The sequence below is a fragment of the Bacillus solitudinis genome (genome assembly GCF_002797395.1).
In the GTDB taxonomy this organism is placed as follows: domain Bacteria; phylum Bacillota; class Bacilli; order Bacillales; family Bacillaceae_D; genus Halalkalibacter_A; species Halalkalibacter_A solitudinis.
In genome coordinates, this window is sequence record NZ_KZ454943.1 from 724,066 (window position 1) to 740,576 (window position 16,511).

18 protein-coding genes are annotated in these 16,511 nt (G+C 35.6%); 4 read left to right on the forward strand and 14 right to left on the reverse strand.

Annotated elements, in window-relative coordinates; translation table 11 throughout:
* Positions 1-48: 48 nt before the first annotated feature.
* On the forward strand, positions 49-1,176 hold the full coding sequence (gene sat / locus CEF19_RS03660; protein ID WP_100404815.1) for a sulfate adenylyltransferase: 1,128 nt from the start codon (positions 49-51) through the stop codon (positions 1,174-1,176).
* A 343-nt stretch (positions 1,177-1,519) separates the two neighbouring features.
* Here sat and CEF19_RS03665 read toward each other — a convergent pair whose 3' ends face one another.
* Positions 1,520-2,146 carry an SPOR domain-containing protein gene (locus tag CEF19_RS03665; RefSeq protein WP_100404816.1) on the reverse strand — a complete coding sequence of 209 codons (627 nt, stop codon included), beginning with the start codon at positions 2,144-2,146 and terminating at the stop codon, positions 1,520-1,522.
* Positions 2,147-2,520: 374 nt separating this feature from the next.
* Between CEF19_RS03665 and CEF19_RS03670 the strand changes: the two genes are divergently transcribed.
* The gene (locus tag CEF19_RS03670) at positions 2,521-3,300 is read left to right on the forward strand and encodes a sulfotransferase family 2 domain-containing protein (protein WP_100404817.1); all 780 of its coding nucleotides are present in this window, start codon (positions 2,521-2,523) and stop codon (positions 3,298-3,300) included.
* A gap of 351 nt (positions 3,301-3,651) precedes the next feature.
* Here CEF19_RS03670 and CEF19_RS23935 read toward each other — a convergent pair whose 3' ends face one another.
* The 7 genes from CEF19_RS23935 to CEF19_RS03700 form a co-directional block, all read right to left on the reverse strand.
* On the reverse strand, positions 3,652-3,786 hold the full coding sequence (locus CEF19_RS23935) for a hypothetical protein (protein WP_264755120.1): 135 nt from the start codon (positions 3,784-3,786) through the stop codon (positions 3,652-3,654).
* A gap of 339 nt (positions 3,787-4,125) precedes the next feature.
* Positions 4,126-5,436: a glycosyltransferase family A protein gene (locus tag CEF19_RS03675; protein ID WP_227521905.1), complete on the reverse strand. Its 1,311-nt coding sequence runs from the start codon at positions 5,434-5,436 to the stop codon at positions 4,126-4,128.
* Between the two features lie 37 nt (positions 5,437-5,473).
* On the reverse strand, positions 5,474-5,929 hold the full coding sequence (locus CEF19_RS03680) for a dTDP-4-dehydrorhamnose 3,5-epimerase family protein (protein ID WP_100404818.1): 456 nt from the start codon (positions 5,927-5,929) through the stop codon (positions 5,474-5,476).
* Complete coding sequence (rfbD, locus tag CEF19_RS03685; RefSeq protein ID WP_100404819.1) at positions 5,926-6,771, reverse strand: dTDP-4-dehydrorhamnose reductase; 846 nt, start codon at positions 6,769-6,771, stop codon at positions 5,926-5,928. Before rfbD ends, CEF19_RS03680 begins: the two co-directional genes overlap by 4 nt.
* Before the next feature lies 1 nt (position 6,772).
* Positions 6,773-7,735, reverse strand: a complete 963-nt coding sequence (gene rfbB, locus CEF19_RS03690; protein ID WP_100404820.1) for a dTDP-glucose 4,6-dehydratase — start codon at positions 7,733-7,735, stop codon at positions 6,773-6,775.
* 16 nt (positions 7,736-7,751) lie between these two features.
* A complete protein-coding gene (locus CEF19_RS03695; RefSeq protein ID WP_100404821.1) occupies positions 7,752-8,486 on the reverse strand; it encodes a sugar phosphate nucleotidyltransferase in 735 nt (244 codons plus the stop codon).
* A gap of 29 nt (positions 8,487-8,515) precedes the next feature.
* Entirely contained in the window at positions 8,516-8,863 is a 348-nt protein-coding gene (locus tag CEF19_RS03700) for a DUF1360 domain-containing protein (protein WP_100408196.1), read from the reverse strand.
* A gap of 121 nt (positions 8,864-8,984) precedes the next feature.
* Here CEF19_RS03700 and CEF19_RS24190 point away from each other — a divergent pair, with 121 nt between their 5' ends.
* The gene (locus CEF19_RS24190) at positions 8,985-9,143 is read left to right on the forward strand and encodes a DUF2705 family protein (protein ID WP_406565334.1); all 159 of its coding nucleotides are present in this window, start codon (positions 8,985-8,987) and stop codon (positions 9,141-9,143) included.
* Between the two features lie 220 nt (positions 9,144-9,363).
* Here CEF19_RS24190 and CEF19_RS03710 read toward each other — a convergent pair whose 3' ends face one another.
* From CEF19_RS03710 to CEF19_RS03720, 3 genes are all read right to left on the reverse strand, one after another.
* Positions 9,364-9,969 (reverse strand): hypothetical protein, encoded by a 606-nt coding sequence (locus CEF19_RS03710; protein WP_100404823.1) that lies wholly within the window; start codon positions 9,967-9,969, stop codon positions 9,364-9,366.
* A 29-nt stretch (positions 9,970-9,998) separates the two neighbouring features.
* Entirely contained in the window at positions 9,999-10,625 is a 627-nt protein-coding gene (locus tag CEF19_RS03715) for a hypothetical protein (protein WP_100404824.1), read from the reverse strand.
* Positions 10,626-10,727: 102 nt separating this feature from the next.
* Positions 10,728-11,408 (reverse strand): BMQ_0737 family morphogenetic spore coat protein, encoded by a 681-nt coding sequence (locus CEF19_RS03720; protein WP_100404825.1) that lies wholly within the window; start codon positions 11,406-11,408, stop codon positions 10,728-10,730.
* A 1,242-nt stretch (positions 11,409-12,650) separates the two neighbouring features.
* On the opposite strand from CEF19_RS03720, the gene CEF19_RS03725 reads away from it, so the two are divergent.
* Complete coding sequence (locus tag CEF19_RS03725; protein ID WP_100404826.1) at positions 12,651-13,064, forward strand: hypothetical protein; 414 nt, start codon at positions 12,651-12,653, stop codon at positions 13,062-13,064.
* A gap of 64 nt (positions 13,065-13,128) precedes the next feature.
* On the opposite strand, the gene fabI is transcribed toward CEF19_RS03725, so the two are convergent.
* The 3 genes from fabI to CEF19_RS03735 form a co-directional block, all read right to left on the reverse strand.
* Entirely contained in the window at positions 13,129-13,911 is a 783-nt protein-coding gene (gene fabI / locus CEF19_RS03730) for an enoyl-ACP reductase FabI (protein ID WP_100404827.1), read from the reverse strand.
* A 114-nt stretch (positions 13,912-14,025) separates the two neighbouring features.
* Complete coding sequence (locus CEF19_RS23430) at positions 14,026-14,169, reverse strand: hypothetical protein (RefSeq protein WP_198510235.1); 144 nt, start codon at positions 14,167-14,169, stop codon at positions 14,026-14,028.
* Between the two features lie 119 nt (positions 14,170-14,288).
* Entirely contained in the window at positions 14,289-16,349 is a 2,061-nt protein-coding gene (locus tag CEF19_RS03735; protein ID WP_100404828.1) for a cation:proton antiporter, read from the reverse strand.
* Positions 16,350-16,511 lie beyond the last annotated feature (162 nt).

The window sequence follows — 16,511 nt, forward strand, 5'->3', positions numbered from 1 at the left end:
ATTGTAATCGCTTTCGATGCATTTTGTATTTGGCCTTTTTTTCTCATCATCCCCCATGGAGGAACGTTAATCAATCGAATCGATAAAACGTACAACATTTCATCTCTGACCTCTGAAATCGAAATGGACTTAATGGCTCTATCTGATTTAGAATTAATTGCGAATGGTGCATACAGTCCCTTGATAGGTTTTATGAACAATGCAAACTATGAATCTGTGTTAAAGCATATGAAACTAACAAATGGATTGATTTGGAGTATTCCTATCACTTTACCCGTTACTACTGAAGTTGCAGAAAAATTAATAATTGGAGAAGACGTAAAGCTAACTTATAACAAAACCGTTTATGGAATTCTACACCTTCAAGAAATCTTCGTGCCTGATAAATTATTTGAAGCCCTACAAGTGTATTTAACAACCGATGAACAACATCCTGGAGTGAAACGGCTTTTTAATCGTCCGGATGTTTACGTAGCAGGTGCTATTACCTTAGTCAACACCCCTTCTAGAAAAAAAGAATTCTCACAATACGAAAAATCCCCTATTGAAACACGAAACGAGTTTGAAGAACGGAATTGGAAAACAGTTGTTGGCTTTCAAACGAGAAATCCTGTACACCGTGCACATGAATATATTCAAAAATGTGCACTCGAAATGGTCGATGGTTTATTTTTAAACCCACTTGTCGGAGAAACAAAATCAGATGATATACCTGCTCATGTTAGAATGGAGAGTTATGAAGTATTGCTAAAAAATTATTATTCGCAAGACAGAGTCTTTTTAGCTGTATTTCTAGCTGCAATGAGATACGCAGGACCGAAAGAAGCAATATTTCATGCACTTGTAAGAAAAAATTACGGATGTACACACTTTATTGTTGGAAGAGATCACGCAGGCGTTGGCAATTATTATGGCACCTATGACGCACAAAAGATTTTTTCACAATTTAATGAGGAAGAAATAGGAATTATCATTCTTTGTTATGAGCATAGCTTCTACTGTAAAAAATGTGATAGCATGGCCTCAGACAAAACATGTCCTCATGCAAAAGAGGAGCACCTGCACTTATCAGGGACAAAAGTTAGGGAAATGTTAAGAAATGGGATCGAACCCCCGCCACAGTTTAGCAGACCAGAGGTTGTTAAGGTTTTAATGAAGGGATTAAAGACAGATTAATTTGGAATGACTCTTGAAAAACCCCCCTAATTTCAGGGGCATTTTCATATTTTAAAGTGCATATCGATGAAACTCTCCTCTACACTAACATAAAAGACTAGATTGAATTAACTATTGTTTAACTCAGTAAGAACAGCAGTCAATTTGGAAACTTGTCTCTCTATATTTGATAAAGAGTATGCAACCATTTTCTGATAAATCCCTAAAATTATTTGCCCGTATTGTTCTCCCGGAACGGCCCATTTTCCATTTAAATCTGTCCATAAACTGGCAGATTGACGTTCTACTAAATGAAACCTTGGTTGACCAATGGCGGATGAATTGGAAGATGATCTGATGAAGCCTAAGCAAAAAGATGTTGGATATTAGCTAATACTCCTTCTTCAGGTGTAGAAAATGAAGCTCCGCTATTTTCTGGACCAGTTGCTCCAATCCCTCCAAAGTTATTCTGGTTTGGTTTTACAACACCAGTAAATTTAAAGTAATTCGTTTCAAGCAAAGCCTGAGCAAAGGCAACATCTCCTTTAATACCATACTGACTTCCAAATTTCACAAAAAGGTATCCGAGTAAAGGATCCTGTGGGTTAACACGTTTTACAAAATCATTTAATTGCTTAGAAGTTAAATGATTTATACCTTTAATAAAGTAAATATTTTTCAGTTCATCCCCAGAAGGTGTTTTATTTCCGCCATGATCTTGCTCTTGTCTAGCATTCGTTTCTTTAATAATAAATGCATCTAAAATCCCTATTTTTTGCAAAAATGCAATTTGCTGCTCCGCATTCTTTCTCATTTTAAATGCTCCAGCTTGAATACGATAATAATTCTCTCCAGAAACTGGTGCATGAACAATGAAGGCATTAATATTTTTTTCTTTTAGAAACGAAACTTGGTTTTTGGCGTTCTTTCGATTTTTAAAGGATCCCGCAATAACTTTATATAATGTTTCCCCTACCCCTGTATCTATCATCTTTAAAAGACTTCCTTTCTTGTTATTAGATTTCCCCACCACTTCCTTTTGTTAAAAAGGACCGGTTGAATAATTAACACTGACATCTCCTCATATACTCGACCTACTTTATTATATTAATTAGTTTAAATCGAGTAACAACTTATACCACCAAAGTGAAAAAAATAGGCATCCTTTGAATTTTTATAAATAAGCAATCTGTCTAGAACGAACTCCCTTATAGAAAATATACTATTCATAAGACTTGCTTTTGAGGTGTTCAAATGATTTCATCGAACCAACCTAATAAGCTTATTATTTTTATGCATATCCCTAAATCAGTTATATACAGCAACAGAACGTAAAAAAACAACTAAAGATTGGAGTGGGCTACTATGATTAATGAGCATAATAATCAGAATGAAGACATATTAATTCATCTTCATATGCCTAAAACAGGTGGAACAACATTAAAAAAAATAATCAAAAAAAATTATGACAAAAGTCAATCATTTGACGTCTATGTAGACCATCAGCAATTACCCCAATTATTAAAAGATATTTCCTCAAAAAAAGTTCAATGTATTCAAGGCCATATTCCTTTTGGCATTCAGAAATATTTTCATTCGAAGTCTACTTATATCACTATGTTACGAGATCCGATAGATAGGATCATTTCAGAATATTACTTTATCCGAAACATCGAATGGCATAATTTACATTCCCAAGTCATGAACATGAGCTTAGAAGAATATCAGAAAATCCCAACTAACTGTAACTTGCAAACTCATTATATTTTAGGAGAAAAGTTCGGAAAAAAATTAGTAGATGAAGATCTAGAAAAAGCAAAAAAGATTCTTCTTGAACACTTTTCTGTGGTTGGTATTACTGAAATGTTTGATGAATCAGTATTTTTAATGAAAGAAACCTTTGGCTGGAAGGATATTTTCTATAAAAAGTTCAATGTGTCCAATAGTAGATTATCAAAAAAGGAAATCCCTTTCGAGGTGCTCCAGCAAATAGCTAAAAATAATTCATTTGATTTACAGCTTTATTCGTTTGGAAAAAAATTAGTAGAAGAGAAACTTGACTCTCTTGACATAAAAGCCCAAAAAAGGCTAAAACTATTTAGCAAACAAAATAAATATTGGCGTCATATGAAACGAAATAGATGAACTATTTCGTTTTATTATTTTCTGTGAAGCGTGTAATGTACATTTGGAATCCCCCCATAAACGTTTCTAGATAAGTTGAAAAGGGTCTGACTTAAAAAATAAAGGTAATCGCTCCGAACGCTGCAGCATTCATTGCTTCAAAGATAATTCAAAAAGTCAAAAAATGGCCTTTTGAGTCATCCTCCTATTTATCATTCTAAAATTAGCTAATTGCTAGTGCTGTTAACGTAATAAGTCCAATAATTCTAGCAGAGTTTCCACTTGCAGCTGTATTTACTGGATCGTATTCAACAGATAATTCATACTTATCTACACCACCAGCTGGTGCGTCCTCAACAGTGTTTAAACTAGTTAAATCAATTCGTCAGCACCACTCAACCTGCTTTTATCACGACCTCTAGCAACAAGTCTACCGTTACGACGAAGTCTTACAATTAAACCTGTTCCGCGTGAGCCACCAGCATGCCACCCAAAATTAGAATCCAATTTTACAATGAACTTCCTGCTGTTCAATTATTAAAGAAGCAATGACCACTGGACCTGGACTTGCAGGAGTTAGTTGAATACTATCCGCGTTCGTGTTTAATTTGGGTTTCGTTTTATATCAAAGGCAAAATTATTTAAAGGCATCTATATCCCCCCTTTCTTTCTAGAGATACTACTAGAATATGTCTGTTTCTACTTTTCGCAAAGGCTATTATAGGGAGGGGTTCACACATTTTATTTTTTAATTTTTCATATCAATTATTTTTTTGACTGCATTGTAAAAGGGAAAGAGCAATGAAATACCCAATCCTTTGAAGCAAGAAAAAGAAACGAAACAGATTAGGTCCATTTCGTTTCTTTTTCTTGCTCCCCTATTTTCCAAAATATGGATTTACCTTTCTTGAAGAACGAGGTTTCCTTCTCTTGCAGCGAAACTGAATTTACTTTTGTTAAATTTAACTTCATTAACACCTTATAAGAGATTGGATGAAAAGAATTTTCTTGACTTAAGAAATAATTATGTTTTACTCTAAATAGAACATTTTCTGGTAATATCGTGTCCCTAGTAATCCTGTGTGTAATTAATGTCCCATTTGGAATCAAACGTAAATACTCTTCCCCCACTTCAACCGCGTCCTGCAATTTAAATCTATATTTCCGTAACGTCACACTAGATTCAAAACGTCTTTTTTGATTATTTTCTATATAGTATACCCTTGCTGAATGTGGGGTTTTTACAAGCCGATAGTTTGGCATGAGAGCGTGGTCTTTGAATACTGTGCTGTTAATCTCAGGCCCTAACGAATATTTAAAAAGAAAAGGATCCGGAACTTCAACCACTTTTTTTGAATCATACTTTAAACGTCTAAACATGTCATCCGTTATTAATCTTCGCCTCTGATTATCTATTAAATAGATATCTTTAGACAACCCTTTAACTAACGTACCATTTGGGATATTTTCAGGTAGATAGGCATTTAAATTTTGGAAGGAGTGTGGCGTTTTATAGCTGCGGTCTAAAACCTTATTAATTGGATAAAAAGAATCAACTTCATTTAAACGAGACCAAAATCCAGCATCACCATTGTGCCAATATTTCGGATCATCATTCCAATAACTCCCGTATTTATTCAATACTTCTCCCGCTATTTTTTTCGTGTGCATGACTGAACAATGATCCACTTTATTTGCTGCTTTGTCCAATTTCCCTCTCGTATGTCTAGTAAACTTTGATATCGTTTTAAAGTGTTGATCTACTCTACATACTAGTTGACCAGAATACACTACATGAATTGAAGAGTTTTCCTCTAAAAATTTTACCATTCTATTCAATCGCTGTGGTAGATATTCAGTATCATCCGTTAAATACGTAATGTACTCTCCTTTTGTCATCGGCATAGCTGTGTTAATGAGCGTTGCGTACCTTGTTGTTTTATAGCGATCCTCATCTTTCACTTGACTATTAAAATAGTAGATTCTTTTGTCATTCAAATACCTTTCGATTATTCTAAGTGTTTTTTCATTTGAATTGTCATCCATAATAAACAATTCCCATTCCGAATACGTTTGGTTCATCACACTTTCAATTGCTTTTCCAATTAAGTTTGGTTTATTATAACTTGTTAAGATAATCGATACTTTTGGATTCACTCTCGAACACCTTCCTTTACGGTGATGACTGAAACGTTTATCTGTTTTTCGTTTCCCAGTCAAAACCAATACTAGGATCATTCCATGGGATTCTTTTTTCATCCGGACTCTTAGGGTTATATGCTTTCGTTGTAAAGTAGATAATCGTCGCTGACCTATTACCTAATACACGATATCCATGAGCTACTCCACTAGGAATACGTAAAATAATAGGGTTTTCTTCGCCCATATAATAAACATCTGTCATTCCTTTTGTTGTTGACGTCCCTCTTAAATCATGAAGAACGACTTGGGCATTTCCAGCTAAAAAAAACCATATATCATCTTGTTCATCATGATAATGAAAGGCTTTGATTATTCCTGGATAACTCACCGACATCGATGCCTGCCCAAAACGTGCTAGTATATCTTCATCGTCTCTAACAAGTTCTGTAAAGAATCCACGATCATCACAATGCTTTTCTATTCTTTTTATCTTTACTCCTTCAATCATTTCTCTCTCTCCTTTACTATAAATTCTATTAATGCTTCATCCCAGCGTCTTGGAAGTGGACTACCATTGCTTACTAATTTATCGTGCGAAAAAACAGAATAGGCTGGTCTAGGAGCAATTGCACCAAATTCTTCCGTTGATATGGGTCGAATCATGCTTGGGTCATAACCTGCTTCTTTGAAAACTCTTTTCGCAAATTCATACCAACTACATGAACCTGAATTACTAACATGATAAATACCAGCTTTTTTATCGAATAATTGAATAATGATGTCTGCAAGATCCGATGTATAAGTCGGACAGCCGATCTGATCTGATACCACTGTTACTTCTATTTGTTGTTCAGCCAATCTTAACATTGTATTTACAAAATTTTTTCCTCCATGCCCATAAACCCATGAGGTTCTAATAATCGTACTTTTTGGTACCGTTAATTGTACAAGTTGTTCCCCTAACCATTTGCTCATTCCATATGTTGAAGTTGGATTTGGCTTATCTGCTTCCTCATATGGTCTATCCTTTTTGCCATCAAACACGTAATCAGAACTAATATAAAACATTCTTGCATCGTTTGTTCGTGCGGCCCTTGCTATATTTAAAGAACCGATTGCATTTACTTCAAACGCTTTTTTTTGTTCAAGCTCACACTGATCGACTGCAGTAAAAGCAGCCGCGTGAATGAGTGTATTCGGTCTTATCTGTTTCATTCGTTTTTCTACTACTTCTTGATTGGTCACATCAAGTTCGTCTTTAGTCATAGCTATGACCGTATTATTTCGTGAACACTTTTTCACTAGTTCTTTCCCAAGCTGTCCGTTAGCACCAGTAATAAGTATTCTCATGCTATTCACCTAATTCATCTTTTAAATGTCTTTTATACCATTCAATGGTCTCAGTTAACCCCTCTTCAAATGAAACGAGGGGACTCCACCCTAACTGTCTAAAAGCTTTTTCATAGTTAATAGCATAACGTCGATCATGTCCTTTTCGTTCTTCCACATAATGAATTAGCTGTTCATCTTTACCTAGAAACCCAAGTATAAAGTTAAGCACTTCTTTATTTGTCCGCTCTTCGTTCCCGCCAATATTGTAAATCTCGCCAAACTTCCCCCCCTCCAAAACCATATAAATTGCTCGACAATGATCTTTCACATGAACCCAATCTCTTATATGAAGACCATCTCCATAAAGAGGTGTTTTCTGATTTTTCAAAGCATTGCCTATCACTTTCGGAATGAATTTTTCACAATGTTGATAGGGTCCATAATTATTACTACATCGGATAATGATAAGAGGTAATTTATATGTTTTGAAAAAAGATTGCACTAGCAAATCAGCACTAGCCTTGCTTGCAGAATAAGGGTTATTCGGAGAAATTGGAGTTGTTTCAGTAAATGCAGGATCTTCATATTTAAGCGAACCATAGACTTCGTCCGTAGAAATTTGGATCATTTGTTTTATTTTATTTTCTAGTACGGCATCAAGCAGGTTTAATGTTCCTTTTATATTCGTATCAATAAATGGGACCGCACTCTCAATACTACGGTCTACATGAGTTTCCGCAGCGAAATTAATAACGGCATCATATTGACGATCAAATACTCTATTCAGTTCATCCTTCTGACTAATGTTACATTCTAATAACCGATAATTGGCTATTCCTTCAAACCTCTTTACATTTTCTTTCTTACCAGCATACGTAAAAGCGTCAATATTTGTTATATGATAAGAGGTATTCTCAATCATATAATCAATAAAGTTTGAACCAATAAAGCCAGCACCACCAGTTACTAAAAGCTCTCTCATGCTGTTTCCCCACTTCCTAATTCATATCATTCTTTAACTTGTAATTAATGTGAGAACTAGCTTTATAAAGTGATTCATATGTTCCTGCATCAATCCACCAACCATCAAGAACATCAAAATACAATGCATTTAATTGAGCATACTGATTGTTTACATCGGTAATTTCTAACTCTCCACGTTCGGAAGGTTTAATTTTATCTATGATTTTAAAAACTTGTTTATCATACATATAAATGCCCGTCACACAGTAAGGTGAAATCCATTCTTTAGGTTTTTCAACAATGGTAGATATTTTTTTTTGGTCTTCGTTTAATACTGCAATCCCATAACACTCCGTTTCGTTTACTTCTTTAAGTAATACTCGCGCTCCTTTTGATTGTTTTTGATAGGCCTCAATATAAGATATTAATGAATCTTCAAATACATTATCACCAAGAAGGACAATAAATTTGTCATCTTTTACAAAAGATTTTGCATATGATAATGCATCCGCGATTCCAGCAGAGCCATCTTGAATTTTATAGTTTATATTCACTTCAAACGGCTCACCATTTCTGAGCAATTGAATAAAGGAGCTTAAATGTTCCTTATTTGTAAGAATGAGAATATCGGAAATTCCTGCCTCTTTTAACTTAAAAATAGACCAATATATCATCGGGTATGAACCTACAGGTAACAGATGTTTGTTGATGATTTCTGTGATAGGTCTAAGTCTTGTTCCTCTTCCACCTGCAAGAATAACTCCTTTCATCGTTTCCCCTCCTAAAAAATGAGCACATATTAATTTAAAATATGTTCCACTACAGCTTCTATAATTGAAGCACTTCCTGCAATAGCTAGTATAATAATGATTGGCATAAAAAAATTTGATAGCCATAGGTAACCTAAAAACAAAAAAGCTGTACACCATATTCCGAAACACCAATAACAACTTAATAGTTGACCAATCCAATACCTTAAACCTGATCCCTTAATCTGTAAAAAAGATTCTGTTGTTCCATCAGCTAACGTTTCTTCAACAATCGAATGAAAAGGTCGTCGTATAAATTCAGTTATTGTATCGTACATGAATAATCGGGTTAAACGAAAACTAGCTAATACTAGTAAAAAGAAGTCAAATATTTGAATGTTCAAGACAATTACCACCTTTTAATCGATGTACCATATAATACTTTATGATTCCCGTCTATATTCTGTAACCTTATTTTCTTATAGTTTTTTTTGATTACCTAATTAATCTCAAAAAATAATGCCATTCCTAAGAAATGGCATTTATTTCACTTATTTGTCCTTTTTCTTTCTTCATCTTTATTTTACAAAACACATCCGACAAATTAATTGCTGTGTATACTTTATTTTGTCCGTAGCCTTTTGCCACACCCACAACTATTCTTTGACTTTTTACTAGGTGCATGTGAAGTTGGCAAGAACACCGGTGATTTTGATAACAGGATTCCCTTCCTATCCGAAAAACTTTGCTTACTTCTGATTGTCTTTTCATTCATATTTATTTCTCCCCCCATTTTTTACAGTTATATACTGCATAGTATGATGAATAACTGTAAATGCCTGGGTTCTTCCTAGTAAATATCCAACTTAACGACAATTTCCAATCGAATTATTTCATATTACTTATCCTCTTCTGACTTTTTTTGACTTTGTAAATTCTGAAAAAACCATGAATGATTATCTTTTTGGGCATTCTCAGTTGACCTTTTTTCGACTTTAGCTACTCTATTTTGCATCTCTATTATTTTCTCTTCTAATTGAAGCTTAGAATTCTCAGCCCCTTCCATCAATTCAATAGCTACTACTAGTTCTAGTTCAAGTTCTTTTTGCTTTTGGATTAATGCTTCTTTTTCTGCTTTTTCTCGTGTTAACTCAGTACTTAATTCATTATTTCTTATATTAAGTGAATCTATATTTATTGCTAATCTGTCCTTTTCCGCCTGGTTCTCCTTGTAATCTCTCTTTAACTTCAACAACGCCATAGACTTTAATTCGGCATCAACACGCTGCTTCTTTAACTCTTCTGCTTGCTTTTCAACCTCATCTTGTAACTCTTCATTCTTTGTTTCGAGTGCATCAATAAGACCGTAATGATAGTTCTCTTTGTATTTCTTTACAATCTGTTGATATCGTGTTAATTCTGACTTAACATGTATAAGCTGTTGCTTTAATTGAATCGTTGCGGAATCATCACTAACATTTATCATGGATGTTTTCTTTAGCATCAAAATCCTCCCCTTTACTGTCGTCATTATTACACGCTAAAGGAAATGCTATTCAACGACTTAATACCAGTACTTAATTCTTCAAAATATGCAAAGCCTTCTATTCTCGCATTCTCTTTTGTAATCCCTCTGTCGATTCTAATATCAAAATTTGAAAAGTTCAGAGTTTCTCCTGGATTAAGTTGCTCACAATGATTCGGTTGTAACCAATATTCACCATTATCCTTCACAATCGATTTCCAATTCTCGTGAACAAATCGCCATTCTTCTGAAGTTGAGTATAAAGCATCTTTTTTGGTTTCTCTTATTTTAATTTTCCCACCAAATCGAACGTATGATATTGGTCTAACTCTAATACAAATTAATGGATGATGTAATGTTTCCGTCCCCGTATTTCGAATGATGAAATTTCCAAAAACCAACAACTCTTCTTCATCTAAATCTGGAAGCAGAACGGAATAATTAAAATGAGCAGTGCTTTCGATTAACATTTCTTTTGGTTTACTAACTGGAGTCTCTTTTTTAGCGATTATTTTTTCATAATCATTTACGACGTTTTTATAACGTGCTACTTCAGATTTATAATGAATAACTTTTTGTTTTAATTGAATAATTAAATCCTTATTCGTTGAATGATCTAGGCGATTTTGATACAAATGCTACACCTCCTTTTTCCTTTCATTATTATTTTTATGCACCGTTATAGAATTTAAGTATAAAAAAAGAGGGGATGAACCCTCTTTTATAAAGTGTACGTATTAGTGTTTTAATTGTTTTGTTTTTTGATGTTTTACTTGAGGAAATACATTCGGACATTGTGGTGGAAAAGCGATTTCTGGACATTCTTTAATTGGCGAAATCGGTAAAATGATTTCAGGTCTCGGCTTACAAATTTTACCTTCAAGCTCAACCTTTACTTCTGTTTCTACTTGAATAGATTGACAAACTAGAAGTATTACTTCAAGGGAGAAATCCGTTCCATCACCATTACATACAATCGAACCATCACAGTCAAAGTCATAAACATGGCAGATGACATCTGTTCCTTCTGGTGCACAAAGCAAAAACTTTTCAACTTTGAAAAATGGAATTGGTTCTGAGCTTAATACGTTATTATTATTGTTATCGCTTAGGAGGATTCTAAATTCCCCATTTTTAATGATTTTTACCAATTGTAAAACTGTATCAAATTCTTCAACAAAGACATCTTGACGGTCGCCCGTTTCTTCACAAAAAATGTCTCCAACCAATTCACAATGTACTGTAATATCTGTTGCGGGACCAAAAAATTCACAAGGGTTAACCGGATCTAACGGTGTCATAAAGTCTTCAAAAAATTCTATATCGTCTGGAGAGAAATTAAATTCTTTTTCTGCTTGATGCGTAATCCAGTCGTATACTTTATCTACTCTAATACACAATCTTTCAAATTCAGACATACTATTCATTCCTTTCAAATTTTATTAGTTTATATCCAAAGATACAATTTCATATTATGTAATTTATAGTTATCTGTGCAGGTTTAGGTGCCCAATTTGCCTATTGTGTTTGGGTACAGGATTAGTTTTAATTACTTCAAACGGCAACGTAGGCTACGGATCATTTTTTTTAACCATCTATCAAAAGAACTTCTTTTTTTATAGAAGCTGTTCAAAACTTATCCAAACACCACCGTGGATAAAAACTGATTGCATCGACGATTAGAGGAGAGTTTTCTTCTTTTGAGCATCATCGGAGGTATCGCCATCCTTTTGATTTTGCTGGCACAATGTTTGTCGCTAAAATGTCTATTTCCTTTATAATGGAACTCAGTAGTTTTCTAAAAAGAGATAGTTTTCCCCATTTTTGTATAGCCTAGACCATAGCTGCTGACTAAGGTCTCGATTAATCAAAAAACACGTCATTACCCAAAGGTGATAACGTGTTTTTTGGTAAGGTTTAAAAGCAGTTGAATTTTAAATGACGACACTAAATTCAACATATTCTATTGACAATGAAATTTAGCTACGGTTCCCGTAAAATTCGAAGGTCTTATATTATAGAAAGAAAAACGAAAATGGCTCTCCCAGAAAACAGTTTTAAACAATTAAATTACTAAATCACGAAAAAACAATTTTAATTGAGCTGAAACAGACTTCTTGAAGCAGAACAATGTCGACCTACTGTTCCCTCTACTATAAAATGCTGTTCAAAATTTCCATGTCTTTGTCAAAAACCTAGGGTAACGAAAACTAGATACTTCGAATGGAGTAAGAGGAGAGGGAGACCCTGACTAAAATTAAAAAGGTTTTTAGGAAAACACAAATCTCGCTTTCCACAGCATTCCCACCTTACCCCCTCGTGAGGACAGACCCTAAGCGATTTTCAACCGCTTAGGGTCTGTCCTCACGAGAGTTTCTTCTTTTTTGAAGGCTACGCATCAAGGGAGATATGTCCTTCCTTTTTATTCTACTCGCATGATGTTTAATTAATTGCTATCACAACCTAATTCTTTTATAAGTCAGTAATTTCCGTATAAAAAGGCTTTTATTCCCTTTCTGAATTGCCTCGAAGCAATGAATGAAGCCACTGCAGCATCTTTTTGAACACTCTTTACAATAAATTATTCCCTTGGACATTCACCTAAGTACGCATTTGACCATAACTTATAGGAGATTGATAAAAAAGGAGGCACATTTCATATGTATGGTCAACAACCGTCAGTCCAATTCATTCCCCCAACGGTAATTACCCAATACATTGGCCAATGGATTACAACTTCGATTGCTAGTTATGGTCAAGTGGTGGCGTATGTTAGCGACTATAACCACCGAACAGGGATGGTATCCTTATTTATGTATACAAGATATTCTCAACAACCTCAGTACATTCAAGTACACCACTCTGACTTAGTCGGAATTGCACCTTACTATGGTCCAATTCCACCAAGACCAGAAACCCCTCGACCTAGACCTAGACCTAGACCACCTTATTACCCTGGATATCCAGGATATCCAGGATACCCAGGGTACCCTGGCGGTGGCGGTGGCTTCTGGCCTTGGATCTTTGGTCAAGTAGGAACAAGTCTCGGAGGACCACAACAGCCTCCTCGTTAATTATCATTGAAATAAATGAAAACAACCTCCTTAACAAGTTTGTTAAGGAGGTTGTTTTCAAAAATTAAGACATTGACAAAATATTATAGCCACTATCAACGTGCAAGAACTCACCTGTCATTCCACGAGATAAGTCACTCATTAAGAATAATGCTGTATCCCCAACTTCTTCCTGCGTCGTAATACGACGAAGGGGTGCACGCTCTTCAATTTCTTTAAGAACATCATTAAAGCCGCCAATCCCCTTGGCTGCCAATGTACGAATAGGACCAGCGGAAATAGCATTAACACGGATGTTCTCCTTACCTAAATCATTTGCAAGGTACTTGACGCTCGCATCAAGAGAAGCTTTAGCCACACCCATTACATTGTAGTTTCGGATAACTTTTTCTCCACCAAGATACGTTAATGTAACAATGCTGCCACCTTCAGTCAAAAGGGGACGTGCAGCTTTTGCAACTGCGGTTAATGAATATGCACTAATATTTTGTGCAAGTAAAAAGCCTTCTCTTGTTGTATTTAAATATTCTCCATCTAACTCTTCTTTTTTTGCAAAGGCAATACAGTGTGCGATACCATGAATTACTCCCACTTGCTCTTTAATCGAGGCAAAAGTTTTGTCAATTTCTTCATCACTTGTTACATCACAAGGTAAAATTAAATGATCCTTTCGCTCTAATGTTTCCATTAATTCACGGACATTTCTTTCAAGGCGTTCGCCAGCAAATGTAAAAATAAGACGAGCTCCGGCATTTGCCAAGGATTGAGCGATTCCCCATGCGATACTTCGCTTATTCGCCACTCCCATTACAACATATGTACGTTCTTGCAAAGATAGTTGAATCATGATTTCTCCTCCATATGAGTAGTTATTAGTACCAAGTACTAATTATTATAGCATATCTCACTTTTCATGCACAGATTATTATCTGACTCTACTACCTTTCAACATCTTAAGCATCTATCCCTTCTTTGTTGGGATATTCCGTTTCTCGTAATGACAATTGGGACATGTGAAGATGACATTTTGATTTGATTGTGCTGTTAGCCTGTCTGAAATTGGTTGTTGATTAAAGCACACTGGGCATACAATTTGCGGATCCATAAATCGTCCTCCATTTGTTTAAAATCATTGCCTCCACCTGCATTACTTTAAAAAAGTATTCTTACTCATTCTTCCAAAAAGCCGAAGACCTATTCAGTCCTCGACTCTTTTCTTACTTATTATTCATAGGATTTTCTAGTAAGCACTGTTCGTGGTACATCCGTTCCTCTTGAACCCCGCAAATCAACTTGAACATTCTCCGGAGGATAAACCATGATAAAGCTCTCAGGTATTGAATCTGCTAAAACCCGTGGCAATCGCTCAAGTTGTGGATGCCAAGCTATGGTTCCTCTTCTAGCGCTTAAAACGACAACTAAGTCCTCCTTGCGAAGGGATGCCATATGCTTTCCGTGAAAATCATTCCACGATTCTAATCTGTAAAACTCCAGTGTAACATCGGGTTTAACGGTCTTATAGGCTCGCTTATAGTTTTTCGGTTCATCTTTAATGATATAACACTTCAATGACGCTCCTAGCTGTGAAGCTAGTTGTTTAGAGAGTTTTACCGCATCGTATAAACCCGATTTATGATCAAAACCTGCTGGTATGACAACAACTAGTCGTTTTGTTGTATTTAAGGGATGACCCAATTTTGAAACGAGGACCATTTGAGTCGTTCGTTCTAACAATTGGTCAAGAATGCTCCCAAAAATTCGCTGTGGTGTTGACAGTTTACCATTCCAACCAATAACAGCTGTCGTAATTCGCGAGTCTTCCATGGCCCGCTTCATACCTGATGTAATATTAGGGACCGCCCTCGTTACTTTTTGAATTGGAACCTCTGCTCCCGCAGCATACTCAACCGCCTGACTTAAGATTTTTTCGGCTTGAACAATTCGTGCTGATGAATCCTCTAAACCTCTTTGGGCAATCGTTAGAGCATATAACGGTTCTGGGGAGTTCCCACGCACAATAAACGCTAAATCAAGCAGCGATTCAACTGTTTGCGGATTCGCCAACGGAACCATAACTCGTTCAGGTGCAAGTGATGGCTCATAAGGTGTCTGCTCTTCTTTCAGTGCAATTTTTTTTGAATAGGCCTCAACCATGTAAGGCCCAATCATACATGTCACTAATATCATCACAATGACAGCATTAACCGTCGCTTGATCAAACAGACCTAAGTCAAACCCGACTAGTGTAGCTGCGAGCGTGGCTGCAGCTTGAGGTATTGATAAACCGAATATTAAGTTTATTTCTTCTGATGAATAATGAAAAAACTTTCCACTAATATAGGCAGCTAAATATTTACCTAAAATGACTAATATCACTACCATCGCTGCTATAACCCATGCTGAAGGGTCAGAAAATAAAATTCTTAAATCCATTAACATACCAACAGACAATAAGAAAAAAGGAATGAATAGCGCATTTCCGACAAATTTTATCCGATTCATCAGCGTGCTTTGCTCAGAAATAAATCGATTTAAAGCAAGCCCTGCGAGAAACGCTCCTATTATTGGTTCAAGCCCAGCAATTGTTGCAAAATACGCTGAAACAAATAATACCGTCATCACAAAGATAAATTCTAATGCACCCTCACTACCAAGAATTCTAAAGAAGAACCTCGCTAGAATTGGGACTAGAATTAACACAGCAGAAACATAGATTGCTAAAGAGATGACCAATGTCAACCAAAAATTCATCGTCAACTCACCTTGAACAGCACCTGCTACAACAGCAAGGACAAGAAGGGCTAATGTATCTGTCATAATTGTCCCACCAACTGCCGTAGTAACAGCCTTATTCTTGGCTATACCTAAGCGACTGGCAATAGGATAAGCAAGTAAAGTATGGGAGCCGAGTAAGGAGCCGAGTAAAATTGCTGCTGCTGTTGAGTACCCGAGTAAAAAAGTGGCAAGAACCCCTAGAATAAATGGAATCGTAAAGGAAAGACTACCAAACGTGAGACTGCGTTTGCGGTACTTTTTAAACCCGTCGAGGTCAATTTCAAGACCAGCTATAAAAATAATGTAAAGCAAACCTACTGTACCTAGTAATATAATGGTTTGATCTCTCTCTAGAACGCCTAAACCATTTGGACCAACTATAACCCCAGCAAAAATAAGACCAATAATACCTGGAATACGTAGTCTCGCCATAATGAGAGGAGCAATTAAAAAGATAATCATAGCAATTGCAAAAATCAGTACTGGGTTTGTCACTGGTTGTTGTAGCAAGCTACCACTCCTTATTAATTAGTTTTTTTCATCTTAAAAAACTAACTTCCCTCATGTCAATTGAAAAAAGGGTTGTATCCCCTTACACTAAAAAAATGTATAAAATAGTTCAGTCTCTGTCCATATCATTTCTCCAATGGATAATATGTAGAAATAAGGGTG